This window comes from Brevibacillus sp. NPDC003359 (genome assembly GCF_042878995.1).
Lineage (GTDB): Bacteria > Bacillota > Bacilli > Brevibacillales > Brevibacillaceae > Brevibacillus.
The window spans coordinates 34624-49995 of sequence record NZ_JBIAOR010000008.1 but is presented as its reverse complement, the minus strand read 5'-3'; the positions used below and the strand labels follow the sequence as shown (position 1 = coordinate 49995).

Sequence of the window (15372 nt, the reverse complement as noted above, 5' to 3'; positions counted from 1 at the left end):
GATGCACGATGACATTCATATACTCATCGTTGATGACGAAGCAGATTTCCGCCATCTATTAACCAGTCGATTACAGCGAAAGGGATATACCACGCTGGAAGCACCTGACGGAATCGCCGCACAGAATCTAGTCACCAGCGAAACCATTCACGTCATTCTGCTTGATTTGAGAATGCCCGGGATGGACGGTCTCTCTTTTCTGCAATGGTGCAAGGAAACCTCTCCTGCCATTCAAATCATTGTTGTGACGGGAAACGGAACAATCGAAACAGCTATTGAAGCGATGAAACGTGGCGCCTATGATTATTTGACAAAACCTTACAATCTCAATGAATTGGAGACTTTGATTTCCAAGGCCGTCGAAAAACAGCAGTTGACCGAGGAAAATCAACAGTTGAGAGAAGCACTATCGACTAACGGGAAAACGACGTTTCAAATCGTTGCGGAAAGTCCGAAGCTAAAAGAGGTCCTAGAAACTGCCAAGCGGGTAGCCAGTACAGATTTTCTTGTTCTCTTGAAAGGGGAAAGTGGAACAGGGAAGGATGTCATCGCGAGACTGATTTATGAATGTAGTGAGAGAGCCAAAGAAGCATTCGTACCGATCAATCTGGGGGCAATACCTGAAACGATGCTGGAAAGTGAACTGTTCGGGTACGAAAAGGGAGCTTTTACAGGCGCAACTGCTCAAAAAAAAGGACTGGTAGAGATTGCCCACCTGGGGACGCTATTTTTGGATGAAGTAGGGGACTTGCCGTTTCCTTTGCAGGTCAAATTGCTTCGGTTTCTGGAAACCGGCGAGTTTCGCCGAATAGGGAGCCCGGTTCTGCACAAGGTAGATGTTCGTATCATTGCTGCTACCAATGCCGATCTGGAGAGGAAAGTAGAAGACGGAACGTTTCGATCCGATCTTTATTTCCGGCTGCATGTCATGGATATAACGATTCCACCGCTCATCCGGAGAAAAGAGGACATTTTACCGCTGTCGGCGTTCTTTTTGAATCGACTCAAGCGCAAGTATCCAGTCAAACCGCTTTCTGTGAAAGCGCAAGCAGCTCTATTTGCCTACTCATTCCCCGGGAATGTTCGGGAGTTGGCTCATATGATAGAACGTGCTGTCGTTTTGGCAAAAGGAGAGGAAATTGACGACAAGGATCTCTTTCCACACGAACAGCCAGTTCCTCATATCCCAGCAGACAGGAAGCTCATTTCATCTGCGGAAACTGGTGAGGAAGACGCATTTTTACTGAAAAATGTAGAGCGAGAACATATCAAGCATGTGCTGCATGTTTTGCAATGGAATAAGACCAAGACAGCTGAAAAGCTGGGGATCAGCGTACGTAATCTGTATCGAAAAATCGAAGAGTATGAGCTGCGACCGTGACATTTTGTCGTGGACTGACCATGACATTTTGGCATGGTCTTTTCTTTTTCTTGCTGTTTGGAAGCGCCGAGTCGTTCATTTTCCTGCTTCTATGGTATGGCACGCCTCTTGCTACTCTCATGTAGTGAATGCACGACCAACATGGAGGAGTGAGACATATGATCAAAAAAGAGAAGACAGCCTGGAAGAAGCTGTCCATGGTAGTAATGGTGATACTGGTCTTTGCAGGCTGCGCTACACAGCCGACCGCGCAACCCACCTCAACAGCGAGTGAGGCCAAAGATAAAACAGCGAGTGGGGCAACTGGAGCGATCAGTCTAGATACCTACACCCCGCCTAGTCTGGATAAGGTACCAGAAGGGCCATTGGGAGAATCAATTAAGTATGGACATAAGTTAATGAATGAAACGAGCACAGCCATCCCTGAATACACAGGGAATAAGCTCTCCTGCTCCAGCTGTCACGGTAATGCCGGAATGGATGCGACATCCCCTTTAACGGGTGTCACAGCAGTCTATCCCCAGTACATTCCAAGGTCTGGCAAAGTCCTTACCATTGAGGATCGCATTAATGGTTGTTTTCAACGAAGTATGAACGGAAAGCCATTGCCTTACAACAGTGATGAAATGAGAGCGATGGTTGCCTATCTGACGTATATCTCAACAGATGTACCAGTAGGAATTAAAGAGCGTCCATGGATAGAGAAAAATGATATGAAGAGCGTACCTCAACCGAACGTGGCAAATGGAGAAGCACTCTTTCAAAAATCGTGTTTGCAATGCCATGCAGCAGATGGTTCAGGAACAGGACCAAACTCTGGACCAGCACTATGGGGGGATAATTCCTTCAATATTGGTGCAGGTATGGCCCGAATTTCCAAAGCTGCTGGCTACATTCAGCGCAACATGCCTTTAGGGGAAATGGGCGGTATCAAGCAGGGCTCGTTAACGGATCAAGAAGTAGCGGACCTAGCAGCCTATATTTTGTCCAAGCCTCGTCCGGACTTTGGCAAAAAGGCACAAGACTGGCCAGCTGGAGGAGCTCCAAAGGACGTACCGTATGAAGTAGACAGCTCCAAGAAGAAGCAATAGGACCCAAAAAACGTCACCTGCATGCAGGCGGCGTTTTTTTGGGGAACGGATTGGGCGAAACTTGCTGTACAATTGAACGAGAGTCTTTTTCAGGCATAAAGTAGGTAGCAATCATCATCGGATTACTCAAATAGGAGGGTTCCAATGAATAGAAGTTTGCATAAGGGCATTATTTTCGATATGGACAATACATTATTGCAATCCAGAATTAACTTTCCAGCAATGAAGCAGGCCATTTTTCAGCATTGGGTGGACCATGGCATCTGTGAGCCAACTCTAGAGTGGGAGAAGCATACCGCCTCTCAATTGATAGAGATTGGGAGACAATCAGAGCGAATGACGAGTGAGCTAGAACAAGCGATGTGGGAAGCAGTAACCGCGATCGAGAAGGAAGGCATGCATGGAGCCGTATTGGAGAAACATGCAGTGGAAGTGCTGGATCGCTTGAAAGAGAACTACTACTTGTATATATTGACCAACAACGCCTACGCAGCCGCAGAGAAGGCGTTGAACGAGACGGGAATCGCCTCCTACTTTGACGAAATCGTCGCCCGCGAGCAGATGACGACCTTGAAGCCATCTCCATCGGGCATTCACTATATTTTAAACCGCAAGCCAGATTGGCCTGTTTCCGCTTGGACGATGATCGGGGATTCCTGGATCGATGGAAAGGCGGCCTGCGACGGACAAGTCGCTTTTATTGCGTATCAAGGTAACGAGCTGGACATGGAGCGAAATGGCGTAGTGCCTAGAGCTTACATAAGGGATTTGAAAGAACTCCTGGTCGTCCTCGAAGAGTGCGAGTAAGGGTAAAGTGTGCTTCTCCATGAAATGCTTACAGACAAATGAGAAAAATGTGCTATACTTTGCATAACTGAATACCAGCCTTCAGGGTAGGGTGCAATTCCCGACCGGCGGTAATGACGAACGCACGTCTGAGCCCGCGACTCGCTATCGAAGCAGTTGATAGCGACTGACTTGGTGCAAATCCAAGGCCGACGGTACAGTCCGGATGGGAGAAGGTATTTGGAATGGCCTAATTCGCTGTTTTTTTGAAAAACCGTTGAAGGAAGGCTTCTTTCTCGACGCCCTGAGTATATGATTCATGGGCGTTTTTGTTTTTCGTTAAAACTTCATAGCGACAGTCTTCAGGGCAAGGTGAAATTCCTGACCGGCGGTAATGACGTAGGTACGTCTGAGCCCGCGACTCGCTGACCACGCTTGCAGCGACTGATCTGGTGAAAACCCAGAGCCGACGGTACAGTCCGGATGGAAGAAGATTTTTATGCTTTCTTCATTTGTTTTCTTAAAAAACGGATGAGGTAAGGCTTCTTTCCCTATGCCCTGAAACGCTTTGAGGTTTCAGGGCTTTTTGCGTTGTGCTTGGCTGGAATGCTGGAACAGAAAGGAGTGCGGTATGGAACAGGACAGCAAGTACATGGATCTGGCGCTGGAACTGGCACGATCGGCACGAGGTCAAACCAGCCCGAATCCCATGGTCGGAGCTGTGATTGTGAAGGATGGAACCATTGTGGGATTGGGAGCGCATCTGTGCGCAGGAGAGCCTCATGCAGAGGTGCACGCACTGCGGATGGCTGGGGAAAAAGCGCAGGGTGCGACCGTATACGTGACATTGGAGCCTTGCAGTCACTACGGGAAAACACCGCCGTGTGCAGAGGCGTTGATCGCAGCTGATGTACGTTATGTCGTTGTAGCGACACTCGACCCGAATCCACTGGTAGCGGGACGAGGAGTGGAGATGCTGCGGGCAGCAAGAATCGAAGTGTCAGTGGGTGTGAGAGAAGAGGAAGCGAAGGCGCTCAATGAAGTCTTTTTTCATTACATCCAGACAAGACGTCCATTTGTGACGGTAAAGACGGCCAGTACAGTAGACGGGAAAATCGCTTCGTTCACTGGACACAGTCGGTGGATTACCGGAGCAGAGGCTCGGGCAGAGGTTCATGAACTGCGCAGGCAGCACGATGCGATCCTGGTTGGGGTTGGGACGATTCTCGCTGATGACCCACTGTTGACGGCACGCCAGGAAGAGCAGCGTTTTGGAAGCCAGCCAGTTCGAGTGATTTTGGACAGTCATTTACGGACGCCGCTGGATGCCCGTGTCGTCCAGAATGCAGATGCGCAGACATGGATATTTACGACAGGTGCAGCCCCAAGGGAAAAGCAGGAGCTACTTGCGGCAAGAGGAGTAAAGGTTATCACGACGGAAGCGCCAATTCGCGTGGAAAAGGTGCTGGATACGTTGGGTGAGCTGGGGATTACTTCATTGCTTGTGGAAGGCGGGCAGGAAGTCAATGGCTCCTTTTTGCAGGCGAGAGTGATTCAAAAGGTCGTGAGCCATATCGCGTTAAAGCTGATCGGAGGAAGTGGCGCGCCTTCGCCATTTGGTGGTCAAGGCTTTGCGACGATGGGAGAAGCGGTACCGCTGACAAATGTCTCGATCACGCCGATCGGGAAAGGGGATGTACAGATCATCGGGTATCCACAATGGGAGGATCAGACGTAGCAAGTGAGGAGGAGAGAGCATGTTCACGGGACTGGTCGAAGAAGTGGGCGTGTTGGAAACGATTCAAGGGAATGAGCAGGCGAGTCGACTGGTCATCCGCGCACAGCAGGTACTCGAAGGAGTGAAGCTCGGCGACAGTATCGCGGTCAATGGTATTTGCCTTACGGTTACTTCTTATACGAATCGTCAGTTTAGCGTCGATGTGATGCCAGAGACGATGAACAAGACGAGCTTGCGGCAATTACGGAGCGGACACCGAGTGAATTTGGAGAGAGCGATGCGGCTGGGGGACCGTTTTGGCGGGCATATCGTCTCCGGCCATGTAGATGGGACCGGAATGGTTGCTTCACGAGAGGTGAATGCGAATGCTGTAGTGTTTCGGATTGAGGCCAAACCGCAACTGTTGAAGTACGTCATTGCCCGTGGATCGATTTGCATAGATGGCATCAGTCTCACCGTGGTGGACATACACGATAACGGTTTTACCGTTTCGATCATTCCGCATACGCTGGCGAATACGAGTCTTGCAGACAGGCGACCTGGGGACTTGGTGAATCTCGAAGCAGATGTCATCGGCAAGTATGTGGAGCGTTTGCTAGGTTATCAAAACCATAGCGGTGCAGAGAAATCTGGCGGGCTCAGTCTAAGCTTTTTGCAGGAAAACGGCTTTGTGTGAGGAGGAGGGAGAAAGCATGTTTCATCGCATAGAAGAAGCATTGGAAGATTTGCGTCAAGGCAAGGCGGTCATCGTGGTAGATGATGAGGATCGGGAAAACGAAGGAGATTTTGTCTGCATGGCCGAAGCGGCTACGCCTGAAATGATCAACTTCATGGTCACACATGGGAGAGGACTCGTTTGCGTACCAGTGACAGAAGAGCACGCAACTCGCTTGCAGTTGAGCCCGATGGTGAATGCCAATACAGACAAGCAAGGAACAGCTTTTACCGTGTCCATCGATGAAGCAAGTACACACACAGGGATATCCGCCCATGAGCGCTCCCAGACTGTCTTGGCAATGCTCGATGATGAGAAGACCGCTGAAGATTTCCGTAGACCGGGGCACATTTTTCCGTTAATCGCGAAGTCTGGCGGTGTATTGCGCAGAGCGGGGCATACGGAGGCGGCAGTTGATTTGGCTCGCTTGGCGGGTGGGATTCCAGCGGGCGTCATTTGCGAAATTATGAACGAAGACGGTTCCATGGCACGTCTGCCGCAATTGGTAGAAATCGCACGCCGCTTTGATCTCAAGCTGATTACGATTGCTGACCTGATAGCGCATCGGATGCGGACGGAATCCATGGTGAAACGGGAAATCGAAGTGCAGCTTCCTACCGCCTACGGTGATTTTCGGATCGCGGCCTATACGAACGAGCTGGATGGCAAAGAGCATGTGGCCCTCATCAAGGGAGAGATCAGACCGGATGAGCCAATTCTCGTTCGCGTGCACTCGGAATGCTTAACGGGAGATATTTTCGGCTCTCATCGCTGCGACTGCGGTCCACAGCTGCACGCTGCATTGGAACAGATTGAAGCGAACGGATGCGGCATTTTGTTGTACATGCGCCAAGAAGGCAGAGGCATTGGCTTGATTAATAAGCTGCGTGCCTACAAGTTGCAAGAGGAAGGCTTGGATACAGTTGAGGCCAATGAAAGGCTAGGTTTCGCCGCTGATCTGCGAGATTACGGGATCGGTGCACAAATTTTGCGAAATTTAGGGGTGCAGCGCATGCGGCTTTTGACCAACAACCCACGAAAAATCCGCGGGCTTACCGGTTACGGATTAACAGTAGAAGAACGGGTGCCGCTTCAAATGCCGGAGCATCTGCACAACAAACGTTACCTATCAACAAAACAAGAGAAGCTGGGTCACCTGCTTCATCTGCACGGATAAGGAGAGGGAATAAGCGATGAGAACATTCGAAGGACATTTGGTTGGAACAGGTTTGCGTGTAGGGATTGTGGCAGGACGCTTTAACGAATTGATCGTAAGCAAGCTAGTAGGAGGGGCTCTCGATGCCCTAAAGCGTCATGGCGTAGAAGATGAGCATATAGATGTGGCTTGGGTACCGGGGGCATTTGAAATTCCGTTGATCGCCAAAAAAATGGCAGAATCCGGTCACTATGACGCGGTTGTTACGCTGGGAGCTGTCATTCGTGGGTCGACTCCGCACTTCGACTACGTCTGCAATGAGACCGCAAAAGGAGTCGCGTCCCTATCGCTATCGACTGGGATACCCGTTATTTTTGGTGTTTTGACGACAGATAATATCGAGCAAGCCATCGAGCGTGCGGGAACCAAAGCAGGCAACAAAGGTTGGGAAGCAGCAGCGGCAGCGATCGAAATGGCCAATCTATCCAGGCAGTTCGTCTAATCATTTCATAGGGATAACGAGATATTTCAACGGGGGCTTCGGCTCCCGTTTTCTATTTTTTGGATAAAATCACCACTGACAGGTCAAAGTAAGAAAGATTTTCCTGAAAAAAGGGGGGATCTAGCCTGAAGCCGACTGATTGGTGGAGAGCACAAGTAGAGGCCATACAAGTAAAGCGGCGCATCGGTTCGGTTCATGCGCGGCGAAGCGAACAAATTACGCCGGATATGGTAAAGCAATGCATGCAAAACGTGGATGACCTCAGCAGCTTGTCATTGAAGATGAAAGCGTGGATATGCTGGTCCGTTTTCAAAAGCAAGGGGTTGACCCGGCGCAGCTCGAGGAGAGCATTCGCCAAAAATATGATGGCAAATGGACTCGGGAAACGGGTCTCGCCCTTTATAAAAAAGCGAGAATCAACGTCAAAGTTCATTTGGATATTGTCGGTTTTGGCACACTCAAATAAAGGGAAGTGGCATTCCGGCGTAGGTTAAAAGAGGCGCTTGAATTCGCGCCAGATCGCCCCAAATGTCCGGTGATTTACATTTTGGAGCTTGCCGTACAACAGGTTCGTCAATCCAATAAAGGTGAGCTCCTGATCTTTCGTATACGGATACCAATTGAACTCCCGCTTGCGCTTGCCCGGATCATGGATGACCGAGATACTGTGCGTAAAGGCTTGCAGCCCTGAAGGCCCGCGATAACGGCCAATGCCGCTCTGTTTGACCCCGCCAAAAGGAAGATGGGGATTGGCGTAGCTGATGATGACATCGTTGATGCACACGTTGCCGCTGTCCAGCTGACGAGCGACTCGATCCGCTTTTGTTTTATCGGCTGACCATACAGAGGCATTCAGCCCGTACGGTGAGCTGTTAGCCAGGCGGACAGCCTCTTCTTCGCTGGCAAAAGTCAGGATGGGCAACACCGGACCAAAGGTCTCTTCCCGCATGATTTTCATGTCAGGCGTCACGTTTGTGAGAATGGTAGGTGCGATATACATGCTGTCAGAGGAAGGAAGTCCTCCAGTGACTGCTGTTGCGCCCGCAGCCAGTGCTTCGTTCACGTGCTCATGGACAATTCCGATTTGTTGGGAAGACGTCATCGACCCGACCTCGGCCTGATTCGGATAGCTTTGACGCAATGCTTTTGTTTTTTCAGTGACCAGCTTGAGAAATTCAGGATATACCTTTTCATGGACAAAAAGCCGTTCAACAGACATACATACCTGCCCGGAGTTCGTAAAAGCCCCCCATACCGCACCATTCGCTGCCCGTTCCAGATGAGCGTCTTCAAACACGATCATTGGGTCTTTTCCACCCAGTTCCAGTTCAACAGGGATCAAATGCTCCGACGCAGCCGCCATAATTTTTTTGCCTGTTGCGACAGAGCCTGTGAAAAATATTTTATCTGGGCGCGCAGATACCAGCGCCTGTCCAGCTTCGCGTCCCCCATGCAGGACTGTCACGACTCCATCCGGTATAGAAACAGCGGAAAACACCTCTTCAATGAGCAGTCCGGTAGCAGCAGTCACCTCGGATGGTTTTAAAATTACGGTATTGCCTGCTACGAGGGCAGATAATACGGGAATGACGGCAAGCTGAAACGGATAATTCCACGGAGAGATGACCGCGACGACACCCATCGGCTTGTAGTGGATATATGATTTCTTCGGCCACAGCACGAGGGAGGTTGGTACCGGCTGATCGGCCAGCATCTGATAGGCATGTTTTTCGTAAAAACGGATAGTGTCGACAGTGACGAAAATTTCGGTCATGTACGCTTCCAATGTAACTTTTCCGGTCGCCTCACTAATTTTTCGGGCGATTTCTTCGCCGTGATCGACTAAATAGTGCCGCAACCGTGTCAAATAGTCCAGACGCTCAGCCAAGGATGTAGCGGACCAAGCCGGAAAGGCAAGCCGTGCACGTGCCATCGCGTCTTCTACTTGTTCGGGAGTCGCTTCCTGTAAAGAGCCCAGCAGCTCTCCAGTGGCGGGGTTTTGCATGGATATGACTGCCATCATGATTCACCTCGATTAAGGAGATTAAGATTCAGAAGAGAAGAGTGTACGCATCAAATGAGCAAAGGCCTGTTCAAAACGGGTAATCGCTTCTTCCGGACTCTGTAGCTCATCGAGCAAAAAGTGAAATAGAAATCCGTCGATTGCAGAGTAAATGAGTGAGATTGCGGAGTCTTCGTTGATGGTCAATGAGGATTGTTCTTCGCGCTGCAATCGTACGAGCATACGAGAGATGAGCTGATGCAGCCGGGATCGAATGTCTTTTACCTGTTCACCAAACGCAGGAACGTACATGGACTGTACCTGCAAGTCATACCAGAGCCGATGCAGCTTCCGATCCTCTTGTAGACTACAGCACAAGACACGGGCGAGAGCTGCTGACCATTCGCCAGATGGAGCTGCGATTACTTCGCGTTCCAACTCCTCCATGAAACGTCCTTTGTAACTAGAGATTACCTCGAGCAAAAGCTCTTCCTTGCTCGCAAAGTAATAATGCAGAATGCCGAGTGAGACGCCAGATTCCTTGGCAATGTCGCGCAAGGAAACATGTGCATACCCTTTTTCAGCCAGACAAGCAGTCGCTTGCTCAATCAAAAATGCCCGTTTTGCTTCGGCTTTTTTCTGGGTAGTCACTTTCTCACCTCTTTTTTTGGACGACTGTCCAGTTTTTCTGCTTTTATTGTATTTTTACGGATGATGGATGTCAATGAAAAGAGCTGCCCATAAAAAAGAAGCGGCTTCATTGCCGCTTCTTTTGCCGCTCCCAACGTCGTAAATACGGATAAGGATCAAATGACCAATCTGCGCCACCTGTTTCCCGGTACATACCGTAGTGCAGATGGGGAGGGAATTTGCCTGAGGTGCCGGGTTTCCCGTATCCAGAGCTGCCGATATATCCGATCACTTCTCCTGGCTCCACGATGTCACCAGGCTTCATGCCCTTTTTAAACGAAGACAGATGTGCAAAGTAATGGTACACATTGCCCATGTCACGCATGCCGATTCGCCATCCGCCAAACCTGTTCCAGCCGATTACTTCAATGACTCCGTATGCTGTGCTGAGTACAGGGGTACCATGGCTAGCAAAAATATCGGTCCCCTCGTGGATGCGCCGACCACCCCAGCCACGCGGAGCCCCCCATGTACTGCGGTAGCTGTAATCGTACCTTGCTGGGATGGGAAAATGGCGCTCATCTAGGTGCAGATGTTGATACTTTGCGTATACCTGTGCGAACTGCCTGATCGTCTTCACGGACCGATCCCGCTGGTAGTATGACCAGAGCCCGATTTGCCAATCTTCGTGGGAGAAACCGTATTGGGATAGGTAGTGAATGAAAGTAGTGAGTGCATCGAGATCGTTGTGACGATCCGCGACCCCATCGCCATCTCCGTCCATTCCGATTCCATCAAAAAATTGAATAGATACCGGATTGGTATCCTCTGCATCGGGATTGAACGCACCTGCCCAACGATCGCTTGGAATGTCCACAGCTGTTAGCCGAGAGACGTCTTCTTGCTCCTGCTTCTTCCTACGTATTTTCATGGTACGCTCGTATTGATCAATGGCTGCCAGATAATTCCACGGAATGCCGTGCATCGTTTCCAAGCGCAAAAAAAGCTGCAAGCGCTCTTGGAGAGCCGGGTCTTGCTCTTTGGCGGACGGAGCGATTCCGGCGACGGATTCTAGTGGCGAAATAGCTGCAACCACGCACAAGCTGATCTGAATGATTAGGCGGAAAACTCGCATGCCGTCTCCCTCCAGCCTAGTAGTCTTTTGTTGTAGTTTCTGCCAGTTGGAGTGGATTATCCAAGATACTTTTGGAAGAGCTTTTGTCTGTAGATGAGGAAAGTTTTGTAAAATTTGCAGAAAAGGAGGCAGGAGCACACCGTACAGCCAAAGAATTCAAATCAGGAGGAGTGTATTCCTTAAAAAATGGTCATGAGGAGGCTGTGTGATGAGCAAAAAAGTGTTGATTGTAACAGGGGATGCCGTGGAGGCACTGGAGGTTTTCTATCCGTATTACCGCTGCTTGGAAGAAGGGTATGAAACGGTCATTGCAGCACCCAGCGTGAAAACCCTGCACACCGTTTGCCATGATTTCGAGGCACACAGTGAGACGTACACAGAAAAGCCAGCTTATCAGCTTCCCGCTCATGTTGCATTCTCAGACATTAACCCTGAGGCGTTTGACGCCCTGATTATTCCGGGTGGACGAGCACCTGAGCATATCAGGCTCAATGAGCATCTGAAGCCGATTGTGGCGCACTTTTTCGAGACGAACAAACCAGTCGCAGCCATCTGCCACGGCTCTCAAGTATTGACGATCGTTCGTGAGCACTTAGCTGGTCGTGAAATCACAGCTTACCAGGCATGCAGACCGGGTGTAGAAGCGTGCGGTGCGATCTACCAAACGGATACGCTCCATGTCGATGGCAATCTTGTTTCGGGACATGCATGGCCAGACTTGCCGGGCTTCATGCGTGAATTCCTCCATTTGCTCAAGTAAAAAACAAGTCCTCCAAACTTCCGTCCCTGTTGGCGGAAGTTTTTTCGTTTTGACAGATGCTTTTCATCCAGCCTTTTCCTCTGTATCATAAAGGGAAAGTATGTTCGTCTGTTTCATGTGAGGAGTGAAAGGGATCGTGCTGTCATTTATTCATACAGCGGATGTCCATCTGGATGCGCCGCTTCAAATGTTGGGAGAGCGTTACGAGCTGCGTCAGGATGATTTTCGTCAAACGATGAAAAGAATCCGTGACCTCGTCCGCGAAAAGGGAGCGGACTTCTGGCTCATTGCCGGAGATTTATTGGAATACCACGGTGGAAGACGATCAACCGCGATGTTTTTACGTGATCTTTTTGCTAGTATCGCACCAACCCCTGTCGTGATCGCACCTGGCAATCATGATCCGTGGCGAGCGGATTCGTTTTATCAAACATTGGAATGGCCGGCAAACGTCTACTGGTTTACACCCGAGTGGGGCGTGTACGAATTTCCCGAAAAGTCGTGCGTGATATACGGCTGGGGCTTCGGACAGCCACATGTGTATGAGTCGCCACTCGATACGTTTCCAGGAAAATTGGAAGGATATGCCCATCATCTGATGGTTCTGCATGCCAGTGTGCTTTCCCATTCAGGCGAAGAAGAGCATCATCCGTATGCGCCTGTCACCGTGCAGCAGCTCGTACAGACGGACATGGACTATGTTGCGATGGGACACATTCACAAGCCAGAGCAGTTCATGCACCCGGTCAAAAAACAACCGTTTGCTGCTTACCCAGGCTCTCCAGAAGGATTGACGAGCAAGGAAGCTGGGGAACGAAACGTTTTGTATGGAGAGATGGATCAGGATGGCCGATTGCAGCTCACGGCAATTCCTGTTCAATCACGCAAAATTCGAAAGCTGGAAATCGAGGGAAAAGGAGTCGAAACGTCTGACCAGCTTATTGATTGGATGGAGCAGGAGCTCGCAGAGGAAAAGGATTCCGATATGCTGTACATCACACTGACAGGGGAGCGTGCTGCGCATTTTCAGCCTCCATTGTCCGTAATCCAACAGCGATTTTCCCGTTTTTTTGTGCTGCAGCTAACAGATCGGACGTGGCCTGATGTGGATGAGGACAAGCTGATCGCAGATGGTGGCGTATGGGGGAGGTGGCTTTCCAAGCTGGCAGAGGCGGAGTCCTGTGCGCAAAATGAGGACGAGCGAGAAATCGTCAGGTTAGCCAAGCAAGAGGCTTTGGCGCGGATTGGAGGGACCATTCGATGAAAATTGAGGAGCTAGTGCTGGGGAGCTTCGGAAAATGGCAGGATTCTTCCTTCCATTTTGCTCCAGGTATCAATCTGTTTTATGCCCCCAATGAATCAGGAAAATCAACCATCCTTCATGGCATTTTCGCTGCCTTGTATGGAATGAAGCGCGATTACGTCAAATCGGCGCGATACTTGCCTGAATATGATAAATACCGTCCGTGGCAGAGTGGCGTGTATGAAACGATCATTACATACAAATTAGCGGGCAAAACCTATCGCCTGCACCGTCAGTTGACGAAGGAGCGGGAGGAGGCACGCCTCTTTTTGGACCCCGAATGGACGGAGCTGACCGATCTTTATTTGGAAGACAGACGCAAGGAACGGAATTTTATCGAAAAGCATACGGGCCTTACACGCAGCCTATTCACGGATTTGACGTGGATCAGGAGGGAACCGCTTCAAGCAGCTGAGCATTTGATTCCGACTTTTACGACTGCGGAAGAAGCCAATCCGGCTGTCCAACAAATTTTGGCGGAGCTGGATCGGGAGGTTGCGGTCATCGGCAAAAAAGAACGGGCCGAAAATACACTTTTGGGAAAAGCCGCTACGAAGGTAGCTCAAAAAGAGCAGGAAAAGGAGCATGCAAAAGCAGCGTGGCGAACGATTAGCCAGCTGACGCTGCAAATAGCGGAAGCGAAAGAAGAATGTCTCCAATTAGAACTGCGGCGTAGTCGATTGCAGCAGCGTCTGGATCACTCAATCGGACAAGCGAAAGCGTTGCAGGAGCGCTGGCAACGAAGCCATGCTCCTGTCAGTCAACAAGACTGGGCGTGGTGGGAGCAAACTGCACGCTCTGAGGCCGAGTTGGCAATTCACGAAGAGGCAAGACGTGGTTTCACTCAGGTAAATATGCCGACAGTAGCCGTACAACAGGGTGATGACCATCTCGTACCCTTACAGCACGATTATGAAAAAGGATCACAATTGCTCAAACAGCGGGAAGCATTGCATATTCGTATGGCGACATTGGCTGTATCCGCCCTTTCCACAAGTCCGCGAAGTACAACATCACGCAGCACCCGCCAAGGCAATCAGGCGAAAAGGAAGCGGGGAGCAGCACTCATGTGGGGCGGCGCAGGGATATTGTCTGTTTTCGGGTTAATCGGCTTCGTGAGTGGACATCCCGTTCTGGGGGGGATTTCTGCGACTGCCGCTTTGTTGCTGTTCGGTTTTGGGGTTTTCTTGCTGCGAGTAAAAGGGGGGACAGGAGGACCCAAACAAACACCAGACAATGACGCGGTACAGGATAGTCAAAGGGTACAAGAAGAGGTCGCTTCACTCGATGCTGAACTCGGCAGACTCGTTCAGAGATGGGGGGCGAGTGATTGGGATACCTTTTTGGAAAGACGGGAAGAGTTACTGAAAAGCACACACAAGCAACAGTCTGAACAGCTACTATCGGAAATGGCGAAAACGAAGCAGGAGGCCGATCTGTCAGCTAGTTGGGGTGAGACACTTCGGACCCTGCTTGATCAGGAAAAAAATATGCTTGAGACCGAGCAAGGCAAATTGCGCATCGAGATTGTGGAGACTGAGGATAGATTGCAGGAACTGCGGGAACAAATGGCTAGAGGAAATGGTGAGATGGCGGTGCATGAGAGTCTGTCATTATCTCGCACAACTGATGAGCTTGAAGAAGCGCACGCTGCACTTCGTCAGCTGCAAAATAAGCGAGACGCCCTTCAGTTGGCTCGGGAAATGTTGCAGGAGGCCGTAGGGGAATGGCGGCGGGATAGCACGCCTGCTGTGAATCAGCAGGCATCGGAGATCATCGACCATATTACAGGGGGAGCGTATCGGGATGTCAGACTCGATCCGCGTGAGGGATTTGCCATCCGTTTGCTTGCGCCGACCAAACAAATGGTGCTCGAACAGGACCAATGTTCCACAGGGACGATTGATCAGCTATACCTTGCCCAGCGTCTGGCCTTGGTGCATCATGCCAAGCAGTCGGAGCCATTGCCGCTGTTTTTCGATGATCATTTTGTCCATTATGATGAAGAGCGATTGCGCCGAACGCTTGACTATGTAGCGATGCTGGCCCAAGAGCAGCAAGTGTTTCTTTTCACCTGTCATGAGCGAGAGCTGCGCATGCTGGAGCCATTGCTTCGCCAAGGGAACCGCCATGCCGTACATCGGATCGGGTAATTGTTTCCGGGGCAGGAAAG

14 protein-coding genes and 2 riboswitches are annotated in these 15372 nt (G+C 50.4%); of the genes, 11 read left to right on the top strand and 3 right to left on the bottom strand.

The annotated features are described in order from the left end of the window. The first annotated feature begins 1 nt into the window (after position 1). From ACFYU8_RS19060 to ACFYU8_RS19025, 8 genes are all read left to right on the top strand, one after another. Positions 2 to 1381, top strand: coding sequence for a sigma-54-dependent transcriptional regulator (locus tag ACFYU8_RS19060; protein WP_390302572.1), 1380 nt, complete (start codon positions 2 to 4; stop codon positions 1379 to 1381). A gap of 158 nt (positions 1382 to 1539) precedes the next feature. Next, positions 1540 to 2472: a c-type cytochrome gene (locus ACFYU8_RS19055; RefSeq protein WP_390302145.1), complete on the top strand. Its 933-nt coding sequence runs from the start codon at positions 1540 to 1542 to the stop codon at positions 2470 to 2472. Positions 2473 to 2616: 144 nt separating this feature from the next. Then, a complete protein-coding gene (locus ACFYU8_RS19050; RefSeq protein ID WP_390302142.1) occupies positions 2617 to 3279 on the top strand; it encodes an HAD family hydrolase in 663 nt (220 codons plus the stop codon). 73 nt (positions 3280 to 3352) lie between these two features. Further along, positions 3353 to 3500, top strand: a riboswitch (FMN riboswitch). Between the two features lie 112 nt (positions 3501 to 3612). Then, positions 3613 to 3757, top strand: a riboswitch (FMN riboswitch). A 132-nt stretch (positions 3758 to 3889) separates the two neighbouring features. Further along, a complete protein-coding gene (gene ribD / locus ACFYU8_RS19045; RefSeq protein WP_390302139.1) occupies positions 3890 to 4996 on the top strand; it encodes a bifunctional diaminohydroxyphosphoribosylaminopyrimidine deaminase/5-amino-6-(5-phosphoribosylamino)uracil reductase RibD in 1107 nt (368 codons plus the stop codon). 19 nt (positions 4997 to 5015) lie between these two features. Next, positions 5016 to 5672, top strand: a complete 657-nt coding sequence (locus ACFYU8_RS19040) for a riboflavin synthase (RefSeq protein ID WP_390302136.1) — start codon at positions 5016 to 5018, stop codon at positions 5670 to 5672. Between the two features lie 16 nt (positions 5673 to 5688). Then, positions 5689 to 6888 (top strand): bifunctional 3,4-dihydroxy-2-butanone-4-phosphate synthase/GTP cyclohydrolase II, encoded by a 1200-nt coding sequence (locus ACFYU8_RS19035; protein WP_390302133.1) that lies wholly within the window; start codon positions 5689 to 5691, stop codon positions 6886 to 6888. Positions 6889 to 6904: 16 nt separating this feature from the next. Beyond that, positions 6905 to 7369 (top strand): 6,7-dimethyl-8-ribityllumazine synthase, encoded by a 465-nt coding sequence (gene ribH / locus ACFYU8_RS19030; RefSeq protein WP_390302130.1) that lies wholly within the window; start codon positions 6905 to 6907, stop codon positions 7367 to 7369. A gap of 295 nt (positions 7370 to 7664) precedes the next feature. Continuing rightward, positions 7665 to 7835, top strand: a complete 171-nt coding sequence (locus tag ACFYU8_RS19025) for a Ger(x)C family spore germination C-terminal domain-containing protein (RefSeq protein WP_390302569.1) — start codon at positions 7665 to 7667, stop codon at positions 7833 to 7835. Positions 7836 to 7859: 24 nt separating this feature from the next. Here the strand turns inward: ACFYU8_RS19025 and ACFYU8_RS19020 are convergent, their stop codons facing one another. From ACFYU8_RS19020 to ACFYU8_RS19010, 3 genes are all read right to left on the bottom strand, one after another. Beyond that, positions 7860 to 9392: an aldehyde dehydrogenase family protein gene (locus tag ACFYU8_RS19020; RefSeq protein WP_390302127.1), complete on the bottom strand. Its 1533-nt coding sequence runs from the start codon at positions 9390 to 9392 to the stop codon at positions 7860 to 7862. 21 nt (positions 9393 to 9413) lie between these two features. Continuing rightward, positions 9414 to 10022, bottom strand: a complete 609-nt coding sequence (locus ACFYU8_RS19015; RefSeq protein ID WP_390302123.1) for a TetR/AcrR family transcriptional regulator — start codon at positions 10020 to 10022, stop codon at positions 9414 to 9416. Positions 10023 to 10128: 106 nt separating this feature from the next. Continuing rightward, positions 10129 to 11136 carry a M23 family metallopeptidase gene (locus ACFYU8_RS19010; protein WP_390302120.1) on the bottom strand — a complete coding sequence of 336 codons (1008 nt, stop codon included), beginning with the start codon at positions 11134 to 11136 and terminating at the stop codon, positions 10129 to 10131. Positions 11137 to 11344: 208 nt separating this feature from the next. Here ACFYU8_RS19010 and ACFYU8_RS19005 point away from each other — a divergent pair, with 208 nt between their 5' ends. From ACFYU8_RS19005 to ACFYU8_RS18995, 3 genes are all read left to right on the top strand, one after another. Further along, a complete protein-coding gene (locus tag ACFYU8_RS19005; protein ID WP_390302117.1) occupies positions 11345 to 11896 on the top strand; it encodes a DJ-1/PfpI family protein in 552 nt (183 codons plus the stop codon). A gap of 136 nt (positions 11897 to 12032) precedes the next feature. After that, a complete protein-coding gene (locus tag ACFYU8_RS19000; RefSeq protein WP_390302114.1) occupies positions 12033 to 13160 on the top strand; it encodes a metallophosphoesterase family protein in 1128 nt (375 codons plus the stop codon). Then, entirely contained in the window at positions 13157 to 15352 is a 2196-nt protein-coding gene (locus ACFYU8_RS18995) for an ATP-binding protein (protein ID WP_390302111.1), read from the top strand. Before ACFYU8_RS19000 ends, ACFYU8_RS18995 begins: the two co-directional genes overlap by 4 nt. Positions 15353 to 15372 lie beyond the last annotated feature (20 nt).